The sequence below is a fragment of the Trinickia caryophylli genome (assembly GCF_034424545.1).
Taxonomy (GTDB): Bacteria; Pseudomonadota; Gammaproteobacteria; order Burkholderiales; family Burkholderiaceae; genus Trinickia; species Trinickia caryophylli.
On sequence record NZ_CP139970.1, the window covers coordinates 3107264 to 3121641 of the forward strand.

The window sequence follows — 14378 nt, forward strand, 5'->3', positions numbered from 1 at the left end:
GTACATGAGCAACAAACCCATTCGTTTGTCCGTCAAGGGCGTCAACAAGCGCTTCGGCGGCCTGCAGGCGCTGTCGGACGTCGGGCTTCAGATCCAGGAAGGCCAGATTTATGGCCTGATCGGCCCGAACGGCGCCGGCAAGACGACGTTCTTCAACGTCATCACCGGCCTTTACACACCCGATTCGGGCGAATTCAAGCTCGACGGCGCGCCTTATACGCCGACGGCCGTGCACCAGGTCGCGCAGGCGGGCATTGCACGCACGTTCCAGAACATTCGTCTGTTCGGCGGCATGACCGCGCTCGAGAACGTGATGGTGGGCCGCCACGTGCGCACGAAGCACGGGCTTTTCGGCGCGGTGTTCCAGACGCCGGCCGAGCGCAAGGAAGAGCGGGAGATCAAGGAGCGCGCGCTCGAACTGCTTGAGTACGTGGGCGTGTTGCAGTACGCGGACTACACCGCGCGCAACCTCTCGTACGGTCACCAGCGGCGCCTGGAGATCGCGCGCGCGCTCGCGACGGACCCGAAGCTGCTGGCGCTCGACGAGCCGGCCGCGGGCATGAACGCGACGGAGAAACTCGAACTCACGACGCTGCTGGAGAAGATCCGCGACGACGGCAGGACGATCCTGCTGATCGAGCACGACGTAAAGCTCGTCATGCACCTGTGCAATCGCATGACGGTGCTCGACTACGGCAAGGTGATCGCTGAAGGACTGCCGCAAGACGTGCAGAAGGATCCGAAGGTGATCGAGGCATATCTGGGCGCGGGGGTCCACTGATGGCAACGGCAATCCTGAAAATCAAGGGCCTGCAGGTCAACTACGGCGGCATTCAGGCAGTCAAGGGTGTGGACATGGAAGTCCACCAGGGCGAGTTGGTGACGCTGATCGGCGCGAACGGCGCGGGCAAGACCACGACGATGAAGGCCATCACGGGCCTGAAGCCGTACTCGGCCGGCGACATCGAATACATGGGTCAGTCGATCAAGGGTGTGCCGGCGCACGAGCTTCTGAAGCGCGGCCTCGCGATGGTGCCGGAAGGTCGCGGCATCTTCGCGCGCATGTCCATCGTCGAGAACATGCAGATGGGCGCATACCTGCGCAACGATTCGGACGGCATCAAGAATGACGTCGAGCGTATGTTCGGCTTCTTCCCGCGCCTGAAGGAACGGGCGTCGCAGCTCGCCGGCACGCTCTCGGGCGGCGAGCAGCAGATGCTGGCGATGGCGCGCGCGATTCTGAGCAAGCCGAAGCTGCTGCTGCTCGACGAGCCGTCGATGGGCCTCTCGCCGATCATGGTCGAGAAGATCTTCGAAGTCGTGCGCGAAATCTCGAAGGAGGGCATCACGGTGCTGCTCGTCGAGCAGAACGCGCGGCTCGCGCTGCAAGCCGCCAATCGCGGCTACGTGATGGACTCGGGTTCCGTCACGATGTCCGGCAATGCGAAGGACATGCTCGACGATCCGAAGGTCCGCGCCGCTTATCTCGGCGAATAATCGAGCGGCGGACTCGATGCACTGACGGAGATCACGACGCCGCGTTTGGCGGCACCGTTCGTTCGCAAGGCGGTGAATCGGAAGACAAAGGCCGCATGCGTGTGCAACGCATGCGGCCTTTTCCATTGCGCTGAGCGAGACGGCGGACGATACGGCGAGCGCGGCCGCATGCGCTGCGCCGGAGGCTAGTCCGCCGCCCGCGCCGCGGCGCCGGTTGCCCGCGGCGCCGCACACAAGCGCTTGCCGAGGCTGATCACGGCATCGCCGGCGTACCCGAGTGCCTCGTAAAAGTGCCGCACGTCCGACTTGCTTTCCAGCACCTGCAGATTCACCTTGGGGCAACCCAGTGCCGCAAGTGCCTGTTCGGCATGAGCGACGAGGCGGGTACCGATGCCGAGCCGGCGCAATTCCGGCATGACCGCGAGGGAGTAGAGCCAGCCGCGATGCCCGTCGTAGCCGGCCATAACCGTACCCGCGAGCCGGGCCCCCAGCGTCGCGACAAAGAACAACTCCGGCTGCACCGCCAGCTTGTTCGCAATGGACAGACGTGGATCGCGTTGCGGCCGGCTCTTGTCGCCATACTCGGGAAACGCCTGCTGCCACAGCGCGATGACCGCGTCTGCGTCCGCGCGCTCGAAGCAACGGATAACGAGCGGCGTTTCGGCCATGGCGGCGTTCATAGCGAATCGAGTACCGAGCGAAGCATCGTCATCATCTGGTCGATTTCGTCGGTGCTCACGTTGAGCGCGGGCATGAAGCGCAGCAGGTTCGGGCGCGCCGCGTTGAGCAGCAAGCCGTCCGGCTGCATCAGCCGCGCTTTTTCCACGATCTGCGGTCCGATGTCCTTGCCGAGCAGCAGTGCGCGCAGCAACCCCTCCCCGCGCTCGCCCTCGAAGCCGCGCTCGGCCGAAAGCTCGAGCAGCCGTTCGCGCAGGTACTCGCCACGCGCGCGTACGCCTTCGAGGAAGCCCGGCGCCGTCAACTGCGAAATCACCGAGTAGCCCACAGCCGTCATCAGTGGGTTGCCATTGTAGGTACCGCCCTGGTCGCCTGCTTCGAAAACGGTGACTTCCTCTTTCGCCAGCAGTGCGGCGAGCGGAACGCCGCCGCCGATGCCCTTGCCGAGCGTCATGATGTCAGGCTCGACGCCCGCGAGCTCGTAGGCGAAGAGGGTGCCCGCCCGCCCGCATCCGCTTTGCACTTCGTCGACGATGAGAAGCAGCCCATGGCGCTTCGTCAGCTCGCGCAGCGCCTGCATGAACTCGCGCGTGGCCGGAATGACGCCGCCTTCGCCTTGAATCGGCTCGAGCATGACGGCCACCGTCTTTTCGCCGATCAGGCGCTCGACCGATGCGATGTCGTTGAGCTCGGCCTTCGGAAAGCCAGGCACCTGCGGGGCGTAGATGGTGTCCCAGCCCGCCTTGCCGCTCGCCGACATGGTCGCGAGCGTGCGGCCATGGAAGCTGTGGTCGAACGTGATGATTTCGTATGCGCCGTTTCTGAACTTGCGACCCCACTTGCGCGCGAGCTTGATTGCACCTTCGTTCGCTTCGGCGCCACTGTTGGCGAAGAACACCTTGTCGAACACGCTGTGTTCGGTGAGCAGGCCCGCCAGTCGTGCCATCGGCTCGTTGTAGAACGCCGGCGACGGATTGATGAGCTGTCGCGCCTGCTTTTCGAGCGCCTCGATCATGCCGGGATTGCAGTGCCCCAGGCTGTTCACCGCCCAACCCTGGATGAAATCCAGATAGCGTTTGCCTTCGTTGTCATAGAGCCACGAGCCCTCGCCGCGCGTGAAGACGATGTCGGGGCGGTTGGTGATGTACATCAGCGACTGGGTCGGGTACTCGTTGAAATGCATGGGGCGGCTCCCGGAAAAATGAAGAACGTGTGGGCTCAGAGTTCAGGAAAAAGAAAAAAGCCACGGGGATCCGTGGCTTTCACTCATCAACCGGTTTCGCGCCTTAAGCTTGCTTGGCGCGCATCCGCGACGTGCCGACGGCTTCCCATGCGGGCAGCGAGCGGCGACGTCGGAGGGCGGAATGGATACGGTTCATGCGCGCAAGAATACGACACGATGGGCGACGATGCAATCGCCGTGGCGTGACGGCGTCACCCTGCCGTCACACTGCGTTTGCCAGATCGGCTTCGCTCGTGAACGAATCGGCGTAGAACTCGTCGGCCGGCAACTGGTGATGGGCCGTGAAGTCGCGCAGCGCGGCTTCGACCATGACGGGGGCGCCGCACGCGTACACCTGGTAGCCGGACAGGTCGGGCAGATCCTCGATCACGGCGCGGTGCACGAAGCCCGTGCGGCCGGTCCAGGCGTCGGACGGATCGGGTTCGGACAGCACCGGCACGAACTTGAAGTTCGGGTGGTCCTTCGCCCATTGCTCGGCGAGATCCAGGTAGTAGATGTCCTTCTTGCGGCGGCCGCCCCAATAGAGCGTCATCGGCCGCTCGACGTTCTTGTAGAACGCATGTTCGACGATGGCCTTGATCGGTGCGAAGCCGGTGCCCGACGCGAGCAGGACGATCGGTTTGTCGGAATCCTCGCGCAGGAAGAACGTGCCGAGCGGCCCTTCGAAACGAAGGATGTCGCGCTCCTTCATCGTGTTGAACACATGTTCGGTGAACACGCCGCCCTTCATGTGGCGGATGTGCAGCTCGATCGGACCTTCCTCGTGCGGCCCGCTTGCCATCGAGTAGCTGCGGCGCTTGCCGTCCTTCAGAATGAACTCGATGTACTGACCGGCCAGATATTGCAGCCGCTCGTTGGCAGGAAGCTGGAGCTTGAGCACGGCGACGTCGTCGGCCTTGCGCTCGATCGCGTTGACGCGGCAAGGCAGCTTCTTGACCTGCATGTCGCCCACGCCCGAGATCTCGCGAATGTCGATGACGAGATCGGTCGTGGCCGTGGCGCAGCAAAAGAGTGCCATGCCCCGCGTCTTCTCGTCGTTCGACAGTGCCGACGACGAGTGCGCCCGCTGCTCGAGTTCGCCGGAGACGACGGTGCCCTTGCACGAGCCGCATGCGCCGTTCTTGCAGCCGTACGGCAACCCGATGCCTTGCCGCAACCCGGCCGTGAGCACCGGCTCGTCGGGTTCCACTTGAAATTGCCGGCCGCTTTGCTTGAGCGTTACGTTGTATGCCATAGTTTTCGAAACGAAGAAGGGAAATCCTCGCGCTTGCGTGCAGCCGGCGCGCAAACCGCCCGACGGCTACAATGCGCGCCATGAAGACGACACGACTCAGCCGGCGCCAGCGCGTGCTCATCGTCGGATGCGGTGACATCGGCCTGCGCGCGGCACGCCTCATGCTCACCCGCGCCGCCCGGCCACGCATCATTGCGCTGACGAGCCGCCCCGAGCGCGCTGCCGAGTTGCGCGCAGCGGGTCTGACGCCGATCGTAGGCGATCTCGACGCTGCCCGTGGCATCAGGCGGCTCGCCGGGATCGCACAGACCGTCCTGCATCTTGCTCCGCCCGCGCCGCACGGCCAGACGGACGCGCGTACCCGGGCCCTCCTGGCAACGCTCTCGGCGCCGGCGCCGCTGCGCCCCGCGCGGCAGGTGCTCGCCACGACGGCGTTGCCGCGCGACATGCGACCCTGGCCCCTGCGGGTTGGACGGGCTATTGTAACCGACAGGCGCGAGTCGGCCGGCCTGCGACGCGTGCGTCTCATCTATGCGAGCACGACGGGCGTCTACGGCGATTGCGGTGGGGCGCTTGTCGACGAAACGCGGAAGGTGAACCCGGTCAACGCGCGCGCCAAGCGGCGCGTGGCCGCCGAGCGGCAGCTGCGCGCGGCGACGGCGCGGGGCGTGCTCGCCGCCAGCATCGTGCGCATTCCGGGCATCTATGCGGCTGGGCGTTTGCCGCTCGCGCGCATCGAGCAGCGCCTTCCCGCGCTCGTCGACGAGCAGGACGTTTATACGAACCATATTCACGCGGACGATCTCGCCGCGATCATGCTGCGGGCGATACGCCGCGCGGGCACGTCGCGTATCGTGCATGCAAGCGACGATACGGTGCTGAAAATGGGGACTTACTTCGATCGCGTGGCGGACGCTTACGGGTTGCCCCGCGTACCGCGCGTCACGCGCGACGAAGCGCGCAGTCAGCTCACGCCGCTTACGCTGTCGTTCATGTCGGAGTCGCGGCGTCTCGCGAACCGGCGCCTCAAGCGTGAACTGCGCGTGACGCTGCGCTATCCGAGCGTCGACGACTTCCTCGCCGGCGTGCGCGTCAAGTGAACGAAGGCAGTGCCTCGAGCAGGACGAAGCACAGCAATGCGCCGATGAGCGCACCGATCAGGTTGGGGTGATAGCGGCGCTTGACGTGCATTGCAACGAGCAATGCGCCGATGACGATCGCACCCAGCGCGGCGAAAGCGAGTGTCATGAACGAAAGTTCGAAAACATTGGCGACGACCATGGCGCTCCTCCCATGCCGCTTTTTAATAGTTCGTACTACGAAGTATAGGGTGGTTCGGTCCCCGTGGAGCAGGCACTCAGGGTAAGCGAGCGGTCATTCGATTGCAGAGCGGGTGCGCAAGCGTACGCACGCGGCGGCGCCCAGCCGGCGCCGCCGTGCTTAGCCCGCTCGCAGCGCTGCGAGATCGGCGTCGTCGAGCCAGCGCCACTGGCCCGGCGCGAGCACCGGGGGCAGCGCAAGGGCGCCGATGCGCTCGCGGTGTAGCGCGTCGCACCGGTTGCCGGCCGCGGCGATCATGCGCTTCACCTGATGATATTTGCCTTCGTTGACCGTCAGCTCGAGGAGCCGTTCGGCGCGTGCCGTCGCCGCGGCCGCCGCGATCGGTTTTGTCTCGCCGTGCAGCAGCACGCCGTTGCGCAGCGCCGAAAGCTGCGTGTCGTCGAGCGGGTGCCGCGTGGTGGCGAGGTAGGTTTTGGGCACTTTGCGTTTCGGCGCGGTGTAAGCATGAACGAACTGGCCGTCGTCCGAGAGCAGCAGCAGGCCAGTCGTATCTTCGTCGAGCCGGCCGACGCATTGCACGCCGCGCGCGAGGAGCGGCGCCGGCAGCAGGCTGAACACGCTCAAATGATGCTGCGGCTCGCGCGAGCACTCGTAGCCGGCCGGCTTGTTGAGCATCAGATAGGCGCGTGAGCGATAGGGCCAGGCTTGCCCGTCGACTTCGAACACGAGCGCGTCGGTGTCGAATTCCATGTCCGGGTCGCTCATGGGCTGGCCGTTCACCCGCACGCGGTCCCCCGCGATCAATGCCCGGCACTGGCGCCGCGAGCCGAAGCCTTGCGTGAAGAGAATGTTTTCGAGGTTCATGGGGGGGCGAGAGACGATCGGCCGCATTCTAGCAAGGCGCAAGCGGCCGATCGCCGTGCTGTCGCCGTGCTGATCGCCGTGCTTGATCCGGGCGGCAAGGGTCGTCGATAATCGTCTGCTTTGAACCCGTTCGCGCCCGCCGCGTATGGCTCGCTTCGACGGCCCCCGCTTACAGAAGACCGGCTCGCTCCTGGGATTGCTCGCGATCCTGCTGGTCACGCTCGCCCCCGTTGTCTCGCAAATGCTTGCGGCGCAGGCCCGGGAAGTCGTTTCCGGCCACCCGGGCGCGACAGCCGCAGCGGTTTGCACCGCGCGTGCCGACGCAACGGTGGGCGGGCGCGAGCCCGGACATGCCGCGCATGCCGCCTTGCATCTCGGCGCATGCATCTACTGCGGACTGCTGTTTCATCTGCCAGTACTGCCCGGCATCGGCCGCACGTTCGCCGCGGGCGACTCGTGCGCACCGTTGGCGATCGTGCGAACCGACGAGCGCCGGGCTCCGGCGCAGCGGTTTCCGGCCGGCAAGCCGCGTGCCCCCCCGGCTTCTTTCCGTTCCTTTTTGCCTGCCCCCATCGCTCGGGCCTGAGCGATGGGGGGCCTCTGCGACGCCATACGCCCGATTCCGCGTGCCGCGTCGCGCGATTTCCGGACGCGCAACGATGCAGGCTCCGCGCCGGTTGCGCCGATCCCTTTTGAAGGAACAATCATGCAAGTCACTCTCAAATACTCGATGCGCGCCTTCGCGGCCGCGATGCTTTTCGCCGCCGCTCAGCTCGCCCAGGCTCATGCGCACATGACGCGGGCGGAGCCTGCCGTGGGCGCGGCTGTCGCCGCCCCGAAGCAGGTGACGCTCGAATTCGACGACGCGCTCGAGCCCGCCTTCAGCTCGGTCGAGGTGACCGATGCCGCCGGCAAGACGGTCACGAGCGGCAAATCACGCATCGACGGCCACGACAAAAAGCGTATGTCGGTCGATCTCGAGACACTCACCCCTGGCACTTATCGTGTGAAGTGGGTTGCGGTGGCCGCGGATGGGCACCGGACCGAGCGCAGCTATACGTTCGACGTCAAGCACTGACGGCGGGCCGTCCGATCGCGGGCGGCCTTAGCGGCCGCCCGCGATCGCTTTGTGCAAGACGTCCTTCAGCGACGCGAAAACCGGATTGTCGTTGTCGCGCCGATGAACGAAGAGCAGCTCGACAGGGCTTGCCGGCACCGTGCGCACAGGCCGGTAGACCACGCCTTCGAACTGCAGCATCGCCGCCGCAGCCGGAATCAGCGCCACGCCGATGCCCGCGCGCACGAGCGCCAGCATCGAGTGGATCTGGCTCACGTATTCGACGATGTCGGGCAACACGCCCGCGCGCTCGAGCAGCCCGCTCACGAGTTGATGGAAGTAGCGGGCCTCGTAGGGCGAATACATCAGCAGCGGCTTGCCCGCGCAATCGCCGAGCGCGGGGCGCGCCGGCCAGAGCGGCGCCGCCGAGGCCGGCAACGCGAGCACGAGCGCCTCGCGCGTGCAGGGGCGCGCGACGAGTTCGCCATGCTCGACCGGGGGCCGCAGCAGGCCCACATCGATCTGGCGCGCATCCAGTGCTTCGAGTTGCGCGCCGCTGACCATTTCCTTGAGCGTGAGCCGCACGCCCGACGAGGCGCCGCGCACGGCACTCACGAGCGAGGGCAGCAGGCCGTAGCCGACCGACGCCGTGAACCCGATCGCGAGCGTGCCGGCGGCGCCCGTCGCGACGCGTCGCGCAGTGGCGGCCGCTTCGTCGGCGAGGCGCAGGATGCGCGCGGCATCGGGCAGGAAGCTGCGGCCGGCGGCCGTAAGGCGCACCGCCCGGCTGCTGCGCTCGAACAATTCCGTGCCCACCTGATGCTCGAGCAGGCGGATCTGTCTGCTTAGCGGCGGCTGCGTCATGTGCAGGCGTTCCGCTGCACGCCCGAAGTGAAGCTCCTCGGCCACGGCCACGAAGCAACGAAGCTGGCTCAGTTCGAACATCGATTCAAAACCTGTATTAATCGAGTCAGTCGTTATCTTGGACGTGAATCGTTCGCGGTGCAAGAATCGCTCCATTCTTCGTTAGGAACGCGACTCACGCGCCACGCAACCATGACCCGCTATACCCCCACCGAATTCGCTCGCCAGATCGGCACCGGGCTGCTGTCGTTCCCGGTCACTCACTTCAAGGACGACCTTTCGTTCGACGAGAATGCCTACCGTGCCAACCTCGACTGGCTGTTCAGCCATCCGGCGGCGGGCCTGTTCGCGGCAGGCGGCACCGGCGAGTTCTTCTCGCTGACGCCCGCCGAGGTGTCGCGCGTCGTGCGTGCGGCCGTGGAGGAAACGGGCGGGCGCGTGCCCGTCATCGCGCCCGCCGGCTACGGCACCGCGATGGCCAAGGAGTACTGCCAGGCCGCGCAAGCCGCCGGTGCCGACGGCATTTTGCTGCTGCCGCCGTACCTGACCGAGGCGGCCTCCGACGGTGTGGCCGCGCATGTCGAGCAGGTATGCAAATCGACCGACCTCGGCGTCATCGTCTACAACCGTGCCAACCAGGTGCTCGACGAAGTGGCGCTCGAGCGTCTGGCCGAGCGGTGCCCGAACCTCGTCGGCTTCAAGGACGGCGTAGGCGATCTCGAACTGATGACGCGCATCCATGCCCGCCTCGGCGATCGCTTCACCTACATCGGCGGGCTGCCGACAGCCGAGACGTTCGCGCTGCCGTACCTGACGCTCGGTGTGACGACCTACTCGTCGGCGATCTTCAACTTTCTGCCGAAGTTCGCGCTCGAGTTCTACGCGGCCGTTCGCGCCAACGATCATGCCAAGGTGTATGCGGAGCTGAACAAGTTCGTGCTGCCGTACATCGCGCTGCGCAACCGTAAGCGCGGCTACGCCGTGTCGATCGTGAAGGCCGGGATGCGCGTGATCGGCCGCAGCGCCGGCCCTGTGCGCACCCCGCTCACCGATCTGACCGACGCGGAGCTCGCCGAGCTGGCCCAACTCGTATCGCGCGTGCAAGAGGTTCAGGCATGACGATCGGCGGGGAGCTCTTGATCGGGGCGTCGCGCGTGGCCGGCGAAGCCGGCGAGATTCGCGCGGTGAACGCCTCGACCGGCGAAACGCTCGAGCCGGCTTTCTCGCTCGCGAGCCTCTCGCAGGTGGCCGAGGCCTGTGCGTTGGCGGAGGCCGCTTTCGACGTCTATCGCGAAACGGTGCCCACGGCGCGTGCGGTGTTTCTCGAGACGATCGCAGCCGAAATCGAGGCGCTCGGCGACGAACTGATCGAGCGGGCGATGGCCGAGACGGGCTTGCCCCGCGCGCGGCTCGAAGGCGAGCGCGGCCGCACCTGCAATCAGTTGCGCCTTTTCGCTCAGCTTGCGCGCAGCGGCGACGCCCTCGATGTGCGCATCGATCATGCGCTGCCCGATCGCAAGCCGCTGCCGCGTTCGGACCTGCGCATGCGCCGCGTGGCCATCGGCCCCGTGGCCGTCTTCGGCGCCAGCAACTTCCCGCTCGCGTTTTCGGTGGCGGGCGGCGATACGGCCGCGGCGCTGGCGGCGGGTTGCCCGGTCGTGGTGAAGGCGCATTCGGCGCATCCGGGCACGTCGGCACTCGTCGGGCGCGCCATGCAGGCAGCCGTCGCACGCTGCGAGCTGCCGCCGGGCGTGTTCTCGCTGATCTTCTCCGAGAAGGAGAAATCGGCCGCGCTCGTGGCCGATCCGCGCATCCAGGCGGTCGGCTTCACCGGCTCGCGCGCGGGCGGTGTCGCACTGATGCGCATCGCGCAGTCGCGTCCGCAGCCGATTCCCGTTTATGGCGAGCTGAGCGCGGTGAATCCCGTGTTCCTGCTGCCGGCGGCGCTCGATGCACGCGCCGAAGCACTCGGCGCTCAGTTCGTCGATTCGCTCACGCTCGGCGCGGGCCAGTTCTGCACGAACCCGGGCCTCTTGCTCGCTATCGACGGCCCCGGCCTCGAACGCTTCCTTGCCGCAGCCGGCAAGACGCTCGCGGAACGCGCCGCGCAGACGATGCTGACGCCCGGCATTTGCGACGCCTACCGCCGCGGGGTGGATCGGCTCGAGCATGAGCCGAACGTGCGCTGCGTCGCGCGCGGGCTCGGCAGCAACGAGCCGAATCGCGGGCAGGCCGGTATTTTCACGACCGACGCCGACAGTTTTCTCGCGCAGAGCGCACTGCACGAGGAGATTTTCGGCGCGGCCTCGCTCGTCGTACGTTGCCGCGATGCGGCCCAGCTCACGGCGCTCGCCCGCTCCGTGGAAGGTCAGTTGACGGCGACACTGCATCTGAATGCCGACGACGCACGCGACACGGTACTTGCGCGCGCGCTCTTGCCCACGCTCGAGCGCAAGGCGGGCCGCATTCTCGTGAACGGCTGGCCGACGGGCGTCGAAGTCACGCATGCAATGGTGCATGGCGGGCCGTGGCCCGCGACCACCGATGGCCGGTCGACGTCGGTCGGCACGGCCGCCATCGAGCGCTTCGTGCGGCCGGTCTGCTATCAGGACATGCCTGAGCAACTGTTGCCCGAAGCGCTGCATGAAGGCAACCCGTGGGGTGTGAGGCGTCTCGTCGACGGCCGCACGAGTTTGAGCGAGCACGTTTGATGGCTTGACGAAAGGCCGGCCTTGCGCCGGCCAATGATCGGGCGATGCGGCGCGACAAGTCGCTCGCTCATTGCAGCAGGAGGAGACAAATGGATATCAAGGCCCCAGCCGCGGATGCCCGCAGCACCCCGACCGCCGCGCGCGCCACGCGCGTGCGCTTTCTGATCCTGGCGATGCTGTTTCTCGTCACGACGATCAATTACGCCGACCGCGCCACCGTGTCGATCGCCGGCTCGGCGATGCAAAAGGACCTCGGCATCAGCCCGGTGGCCCTTGGCTATATCTTTTCGGCCTTCGGCTGGTCCTATGTGATCGCGCAGTTGCCCGGCGGCTGGCTGCTCGACAAATTCGGCTCGCGCCGCGTGTACGGCGTGAGCATTCTCGTCTGGTCGATCTTCACGCTGATGCAAGGCACGATCGGCTTTCTGGCCGGCGCATCGGCGGTGGCGGCCGTGTTTGCCCTGCGCTTTCTCGTCGGTGTGGCTGAAGCACCGGCCTTCCCGGCGAACAGCCGCATCGTCGCGGCCTGGTTCCCGGCCAACGAGCGCGGCACCGCATCGGCGATCTTCAATTCGGCGCAATATGCGGCCACCGTCATCTTCGCGCCGCTGATGGCGTGGATCGTGCACGGCTTCGGCTGGCACGAAGTATTCCTCGTGATGGGTGTGATCGGCATCATCGTGGCCCTGATCTGGCAACTCGTCGTGCGCGATCCGAAGGAACATCCGCGCGTCAATCGCGAAGAGATCGAGTACATCGAAGCGGGCGGCGGCCTCGTCGACATCGACCGCAAGAACGTCTCGGCGAAGCGTCAGGGCCCCAACGTCGCCTATATCAAGCAGTTGCTGCGCAACCGGATGCTGATGGGCGTCTATATCGCGCAGTACTGCATCAATGCGCTGACGTATTTCTTCATCACCTGGTTCCCGATCTACCTCGTGCAGGCACGCGGTATGTCGATCCTGAAGGCCGGCTTCGTTGCTTCGGTGCCCGCCATCTGCGGCTTCCTCGGCGGGATTCTCGGCGGCATCATCTCCGATGCGCTGCTGCGTCGCGGGTCATCGCTGTCAGTGGCGCGCAAGGTGCCCATCGTGCTCGGCATGCTGCTCTCGATGAGCATGGTGATCTGCAACTACGTCGACGAGCAGGTCATCGTCGTCGCGGTCATGGCACTCGCATTCTTCGGCAAGGGCCTCGGCGCGCTCGGCTGGGCCGTCAACTCCGACACGGCGCCGAAGCAGATCGCTGGTCTTTCGGGCGCCCTCATGAACACGTTCGGCAACCTGTCGAGCATCACGACGCCGATCGCCGTAGGCTATATCGTCGGCAAGACGCACTCGTTCAACGGCGCGCTCGTCTTCGTTGGTCTGCACGGACTCATCGCATGCGTGTGCTATCTGTTCATCGTCGGCAAGATTCAGCGCGTGGAACTCAAGCTCGACGCGTGAGCTGGCGCAGTCCTCTACTGCTGTATCGGATAAATCGAACAACGAAAGGAGCATTGGAAGGTGGAGCGGCATACGATCGATGAAGTTCAAGGAGGCGCCACACCGCGCGTCACGAGCATGCGCGTGATCCCCGTTGCGGGACGCGACAGCATGCTCATGAACCTGTGCGGCGCGCATGCTCCGTTCTTCACGCGCAACCTCGTGCTGCTGACCGATTCGGCCGGCCGCACGGGCGTGGGCGAGGTGCCGGGCGGCGAGGGCATTCGCGGCGCGCTCGAGCGTGTGGTGCCGCTCGTCGTCGATACGTCGATCGGCCGCCTGAACGGTACGCTCAACGCCGTGCGCCGCGCACTCGGCGGTGCCGAAGACGCGCACCGCGGCACCGTCTACGAAGTGACGTCGCAAGCCGAGGCCGCCGTGCTGCGTCAGCCGCACGAGATCAACCTGCGCATGGACAACGTGCTCACCGCGATCGAAGCGGCGCTGCTCGATCTGCTCGGCCAGCACCTTGGCGTGCCCGTGGCCGAACTGCTCGCGAACGGCCAGCAGCGCGACCGGGTGCCGATGCTCGCGTACCTCTTCTACATCGGCGATCGCGCCAGGACCGACCTGCCTTACCTCGACGGCGCGAAGGCGCGCGACGGCTGGCTGCGGCTGCGCCACGAGCGCGCGCTGACGCCGGCCGAGATCGCCCGGCTCGCCGAGGCGGCACACGAGCGCTACGGTTTCGCCGACTTCAAGCTGAAGGGCGGCGTGATGGACGGCGACGACGAGATGCAGGCGATCGCCGCGATCAAGGCGCGTTTTCCAAACGCGCGCGCGACGCTGGATCCGAACGGCGCGTGGTCGCTCGACGAGGCGATCCGGCTTTGCCGTGGCCAGGGCCATCTGCTGGCCTATGCGGAAGATCCCTGCGGCCCCGAAAACGGCTATTCGGGCCGCGAGACGATGGCCGAGTTCAAGCGCGCCACCGGCATTCCGACGGCGACGAACATGATCGCGACCGACTGGCGGCAACTCGGCCATGCAGTTTCGCTGCAGGCGGTCGATATCCCGTTGGCGGACCCGCACTTCTGGACGATGCAGGGGTCGGCCCGCGTGTCGCAGCTCACGAGCGAATGGGGCCTCACGTGGGGTTCCCATTCGAACAACCATTTCGATGTGTCGCTCGCGATGTTCACGCACGTGGCGGCGGCGGCCCAGGGTCGTATCACCGCGATCGACACGCATTGGATCTGGCAGGAGAGCGAGGAGCGCCTCACGCGCGAACCGTTCGAGATCGAAGGCGGCATGGTGGCGGTGCCCCAGCGGCCGGGCCTCGGCATCGAGATCGACCTCGAGCGCGTGGAGCAGGCGTACGCCCTCTACAAGTCGCTCGGCAGCGGCGCGCGCGACGATGCCGCGGCGATGCGCTATCTCGTGCCGGGCTGGACCTACGATCCCAAGCGCCCGAGCTTCGGGCGCGCCGTACGCGGCGCGCAGGCGCTCTGACTAGAGACAC

15 protein-coding genes are annotated in these 14378 nt (G+C 66.3%); 9 read left to right on the forward strand and 6 right to left on the reverse strand.

Going from position 1 to position 14378, the window contains the following annotated elements; translation table 11 throughout:
- Window positions 1-4: 4 nt before the first annotated feature.
- Entirely contained in the window at window positions 5-781 is a 777-nt protein-coding gene (locus tag U0034_RS14065) for an ABC transporter ATP-binding protein (protein ID WP_085230309.1), read from the forward strand.
- Window positions 781-1497 carry an ABC transporter ATP-binding protein gene (locus U0034_RS14070; RefSeq protein ID WP_085230308.1) on the forward strand — a complete coding sequence of 239 codons (717 nt, stop codon included), beginning with the start codon at window positions 781-783 and terminating at the stop codon, window positions 1495-1497. The genes U0034_RS14065 and U0034_RS14070 overlap by 1 nt, the downstream gene beginning before the upstream one ends.
- 185 nt (window positions 1498-1682) lie before the next feature.
- Here the strand turns inward: U0034_RS14070 and U0034_RS14075 are convergent, their stop codons facing one another.
- The 3 genes from U0034_RS14075 to U0034_RS14085 form a co-directional block, all read right to left on the reverse strand.
- Window positions 1683-2177: a GNAT family acetyltransferase gene (locus U0034_RS14075; protein WP_233212048.1), complete on the reverse strand. Its 495-nt coding sequence runs from the start codon at window positions 2175-2177 to the stop codon at window positions 1683-1685.
- A complete protein-coding gene (locus tag U0034_RS14080; RefSeq protein WP_085230307.1) occupies window positions 2174-3358 on the reverse strand; it encodes an acetylornithine transaminase in 1185 nt (394 codons plus the stop codon). The genes U0034_RS14075 and U0034_RS14080 overlap by 4 nt, the downstream gene beginning before the upstream one ends.
- A gap of 262 nt (window positions 3359-3620) precedes the next feature.
- Window positions 3621-4652: a CDP-6-deoxy-delta-3,4-glucoseen reductase gene (locus U0034_RS14085; RefSeq protein WP_085230306.1), complete on the reverse strand. Its 1032-nt coding sequence runs from the start codon at window positions 4650-4652 to the stop codon at window positions 3621-3623.
- Between the two features lie 80 nt (window positions 4653-4732).
- Here U0034_RS14085 and U0034_RS14090 point away from each other — a divergent pair, with 80 nt between their 5' ends.
- The gene (locus U0034_RS14090) at window positions 4733-5752 is read left to right on the forward strand and encodes an NAD-dependent epimerase/dehydratase family protein (protein ID WP_085230400.1); all 1020 of its coding nucleotides are present in this window, start codon (window positions 4733-4735) and stop codon (window positions 5750-5752) included.
- On the opposite strand, the gene U0034_RS14095 is transcribed toward U0034_RS14090, so the two are convergent.
- Together U0034_RS14095 and U0034_RS14100 are read right to left on the reverse strand one after the other, a co-directional pair.
- Window positions 5745-5933 (reverse strand): hypothetical protein, encoded by a 189-nt coding sequence (locus tag U0034_RS14095; RefSeq protein WP_085230305.1) that lies wholly within the window; start codon window positions 5931-5933, stop codon window positions 5745-5747. The two genes, U0034_RS14090 and U0034_RS14095, sit on opposite strands and share 8 nt — an antisense overlap.
- 159 nt (window positions 5934-6092) lie before the next feature.
- Entirely contained in the window at window positions 6093-6797 is a 705-nt protein-coding gene (locus tag U0034_RS14100) for a pseudouridine synthase (RefSeq protein ID WP_085230304.1), read from the reverse strand.
- Window positions 6798-6942: 145 nt separating this feature from the next.
- On the opposite strand from U0034_RS14100, the gene U0034_RS14105 reads away from it, so the two are divergent.
- Together U0034_RS14105 and copC are read left to right on the forward strand one after the other, a co-directional pair.
- On the forward strand, window positions 6943-7383 hold the full coding sequence (locus U0034_RS14105; RefSeq protein WP_085230303.1) for a DUF2946 family protein: 441 nt from the start codon (window positions 6943-6945) through the stop codon (window positions 7381-7383).
- 120 nt (window positions 7384-7503) lie between these two features.
- Window positions 7504-7875, forward strand: coding sequence for a copper homeostasis periplasmic binding protein CopC (gene copC / locus U0034_RS14110; RefSeq protein ID WP_085230399.1), 372 nt, complete (start codon window positions 7504-7506; stop codon window positions 7873-7875).
- Window positions 7876-7902: 27 nt separating this feature from the next.
- Here the strand turns inward: copC and U0034_RS14115 are convergent, their stop codons facing one another.
- A complete protein-coding gene (locus U0034_RS14115) occupies window positions 7903-8799 on the reverse strand; it encodes a LysR substrate-binding domain-containing protein (protein WP_085230302.1) in 897 nt (298 codons plus the stop codon).
- 111 nt (window positions 8800-8910) lie between these two features.
- Here U0034_RS14115 and kdgD point away from each other — a divergent pair, with 111 nt between their 5' ends.
- From kdgD to U0034_RS14135, 4 genes are all read left to right on the forward strand, one after another.
- Window positions 8911-9837 (forward strand): 5-dehydro-4-deoxyglucarate dehydratase, encoded by a 927-nt coding sequence (gene kdgD / locus U0034_RS14120; RefSeq protein ID WP_085230301.1) that lies wholly within the window; start codon window positions 8911-8913, stop codon window positions 9835-9837.
- Complete coding sequence (locus tag U0034_RS14125; protein ID WP_085230300.1) at window positions 9834-11429, forward strand: aldehyde dehydrogenase (NADP(+)); 1596 nt, start codon at window positions 9834-9836, stop codon at window positions 11427-11429. The genes kdgD and U0034_RS14125 overlap by 4 nt, the downstream gene beginning before the upstream one ends.
- An 89-nt stretch (window positions 11430-11518) precedes the next feature.
- Window positions 11519-12877 (forward strand): MFS transporter, encoded by a 1359-nt coding sequence (locus tag U0034_RS14130; RefSeq protein ID WP_085230299.1) that lies wholly within the window; start codon window positions 11519-11521, stop codon window positions 12875-12877.
- Window positions 12878-12994: 117 nt separating this feature from the next.
- Entirely contained in the window at window positions 12995-14368 is a 1374-nt protein-coding gene (locus U0034_RS14135; protein ID WP_085230398.1) for an enolase C-terminal domain-like protein, read from the forward strand.
- The last annotated feature ends 10 nt before the right edge of the window (window positions 14369-14378 follow it).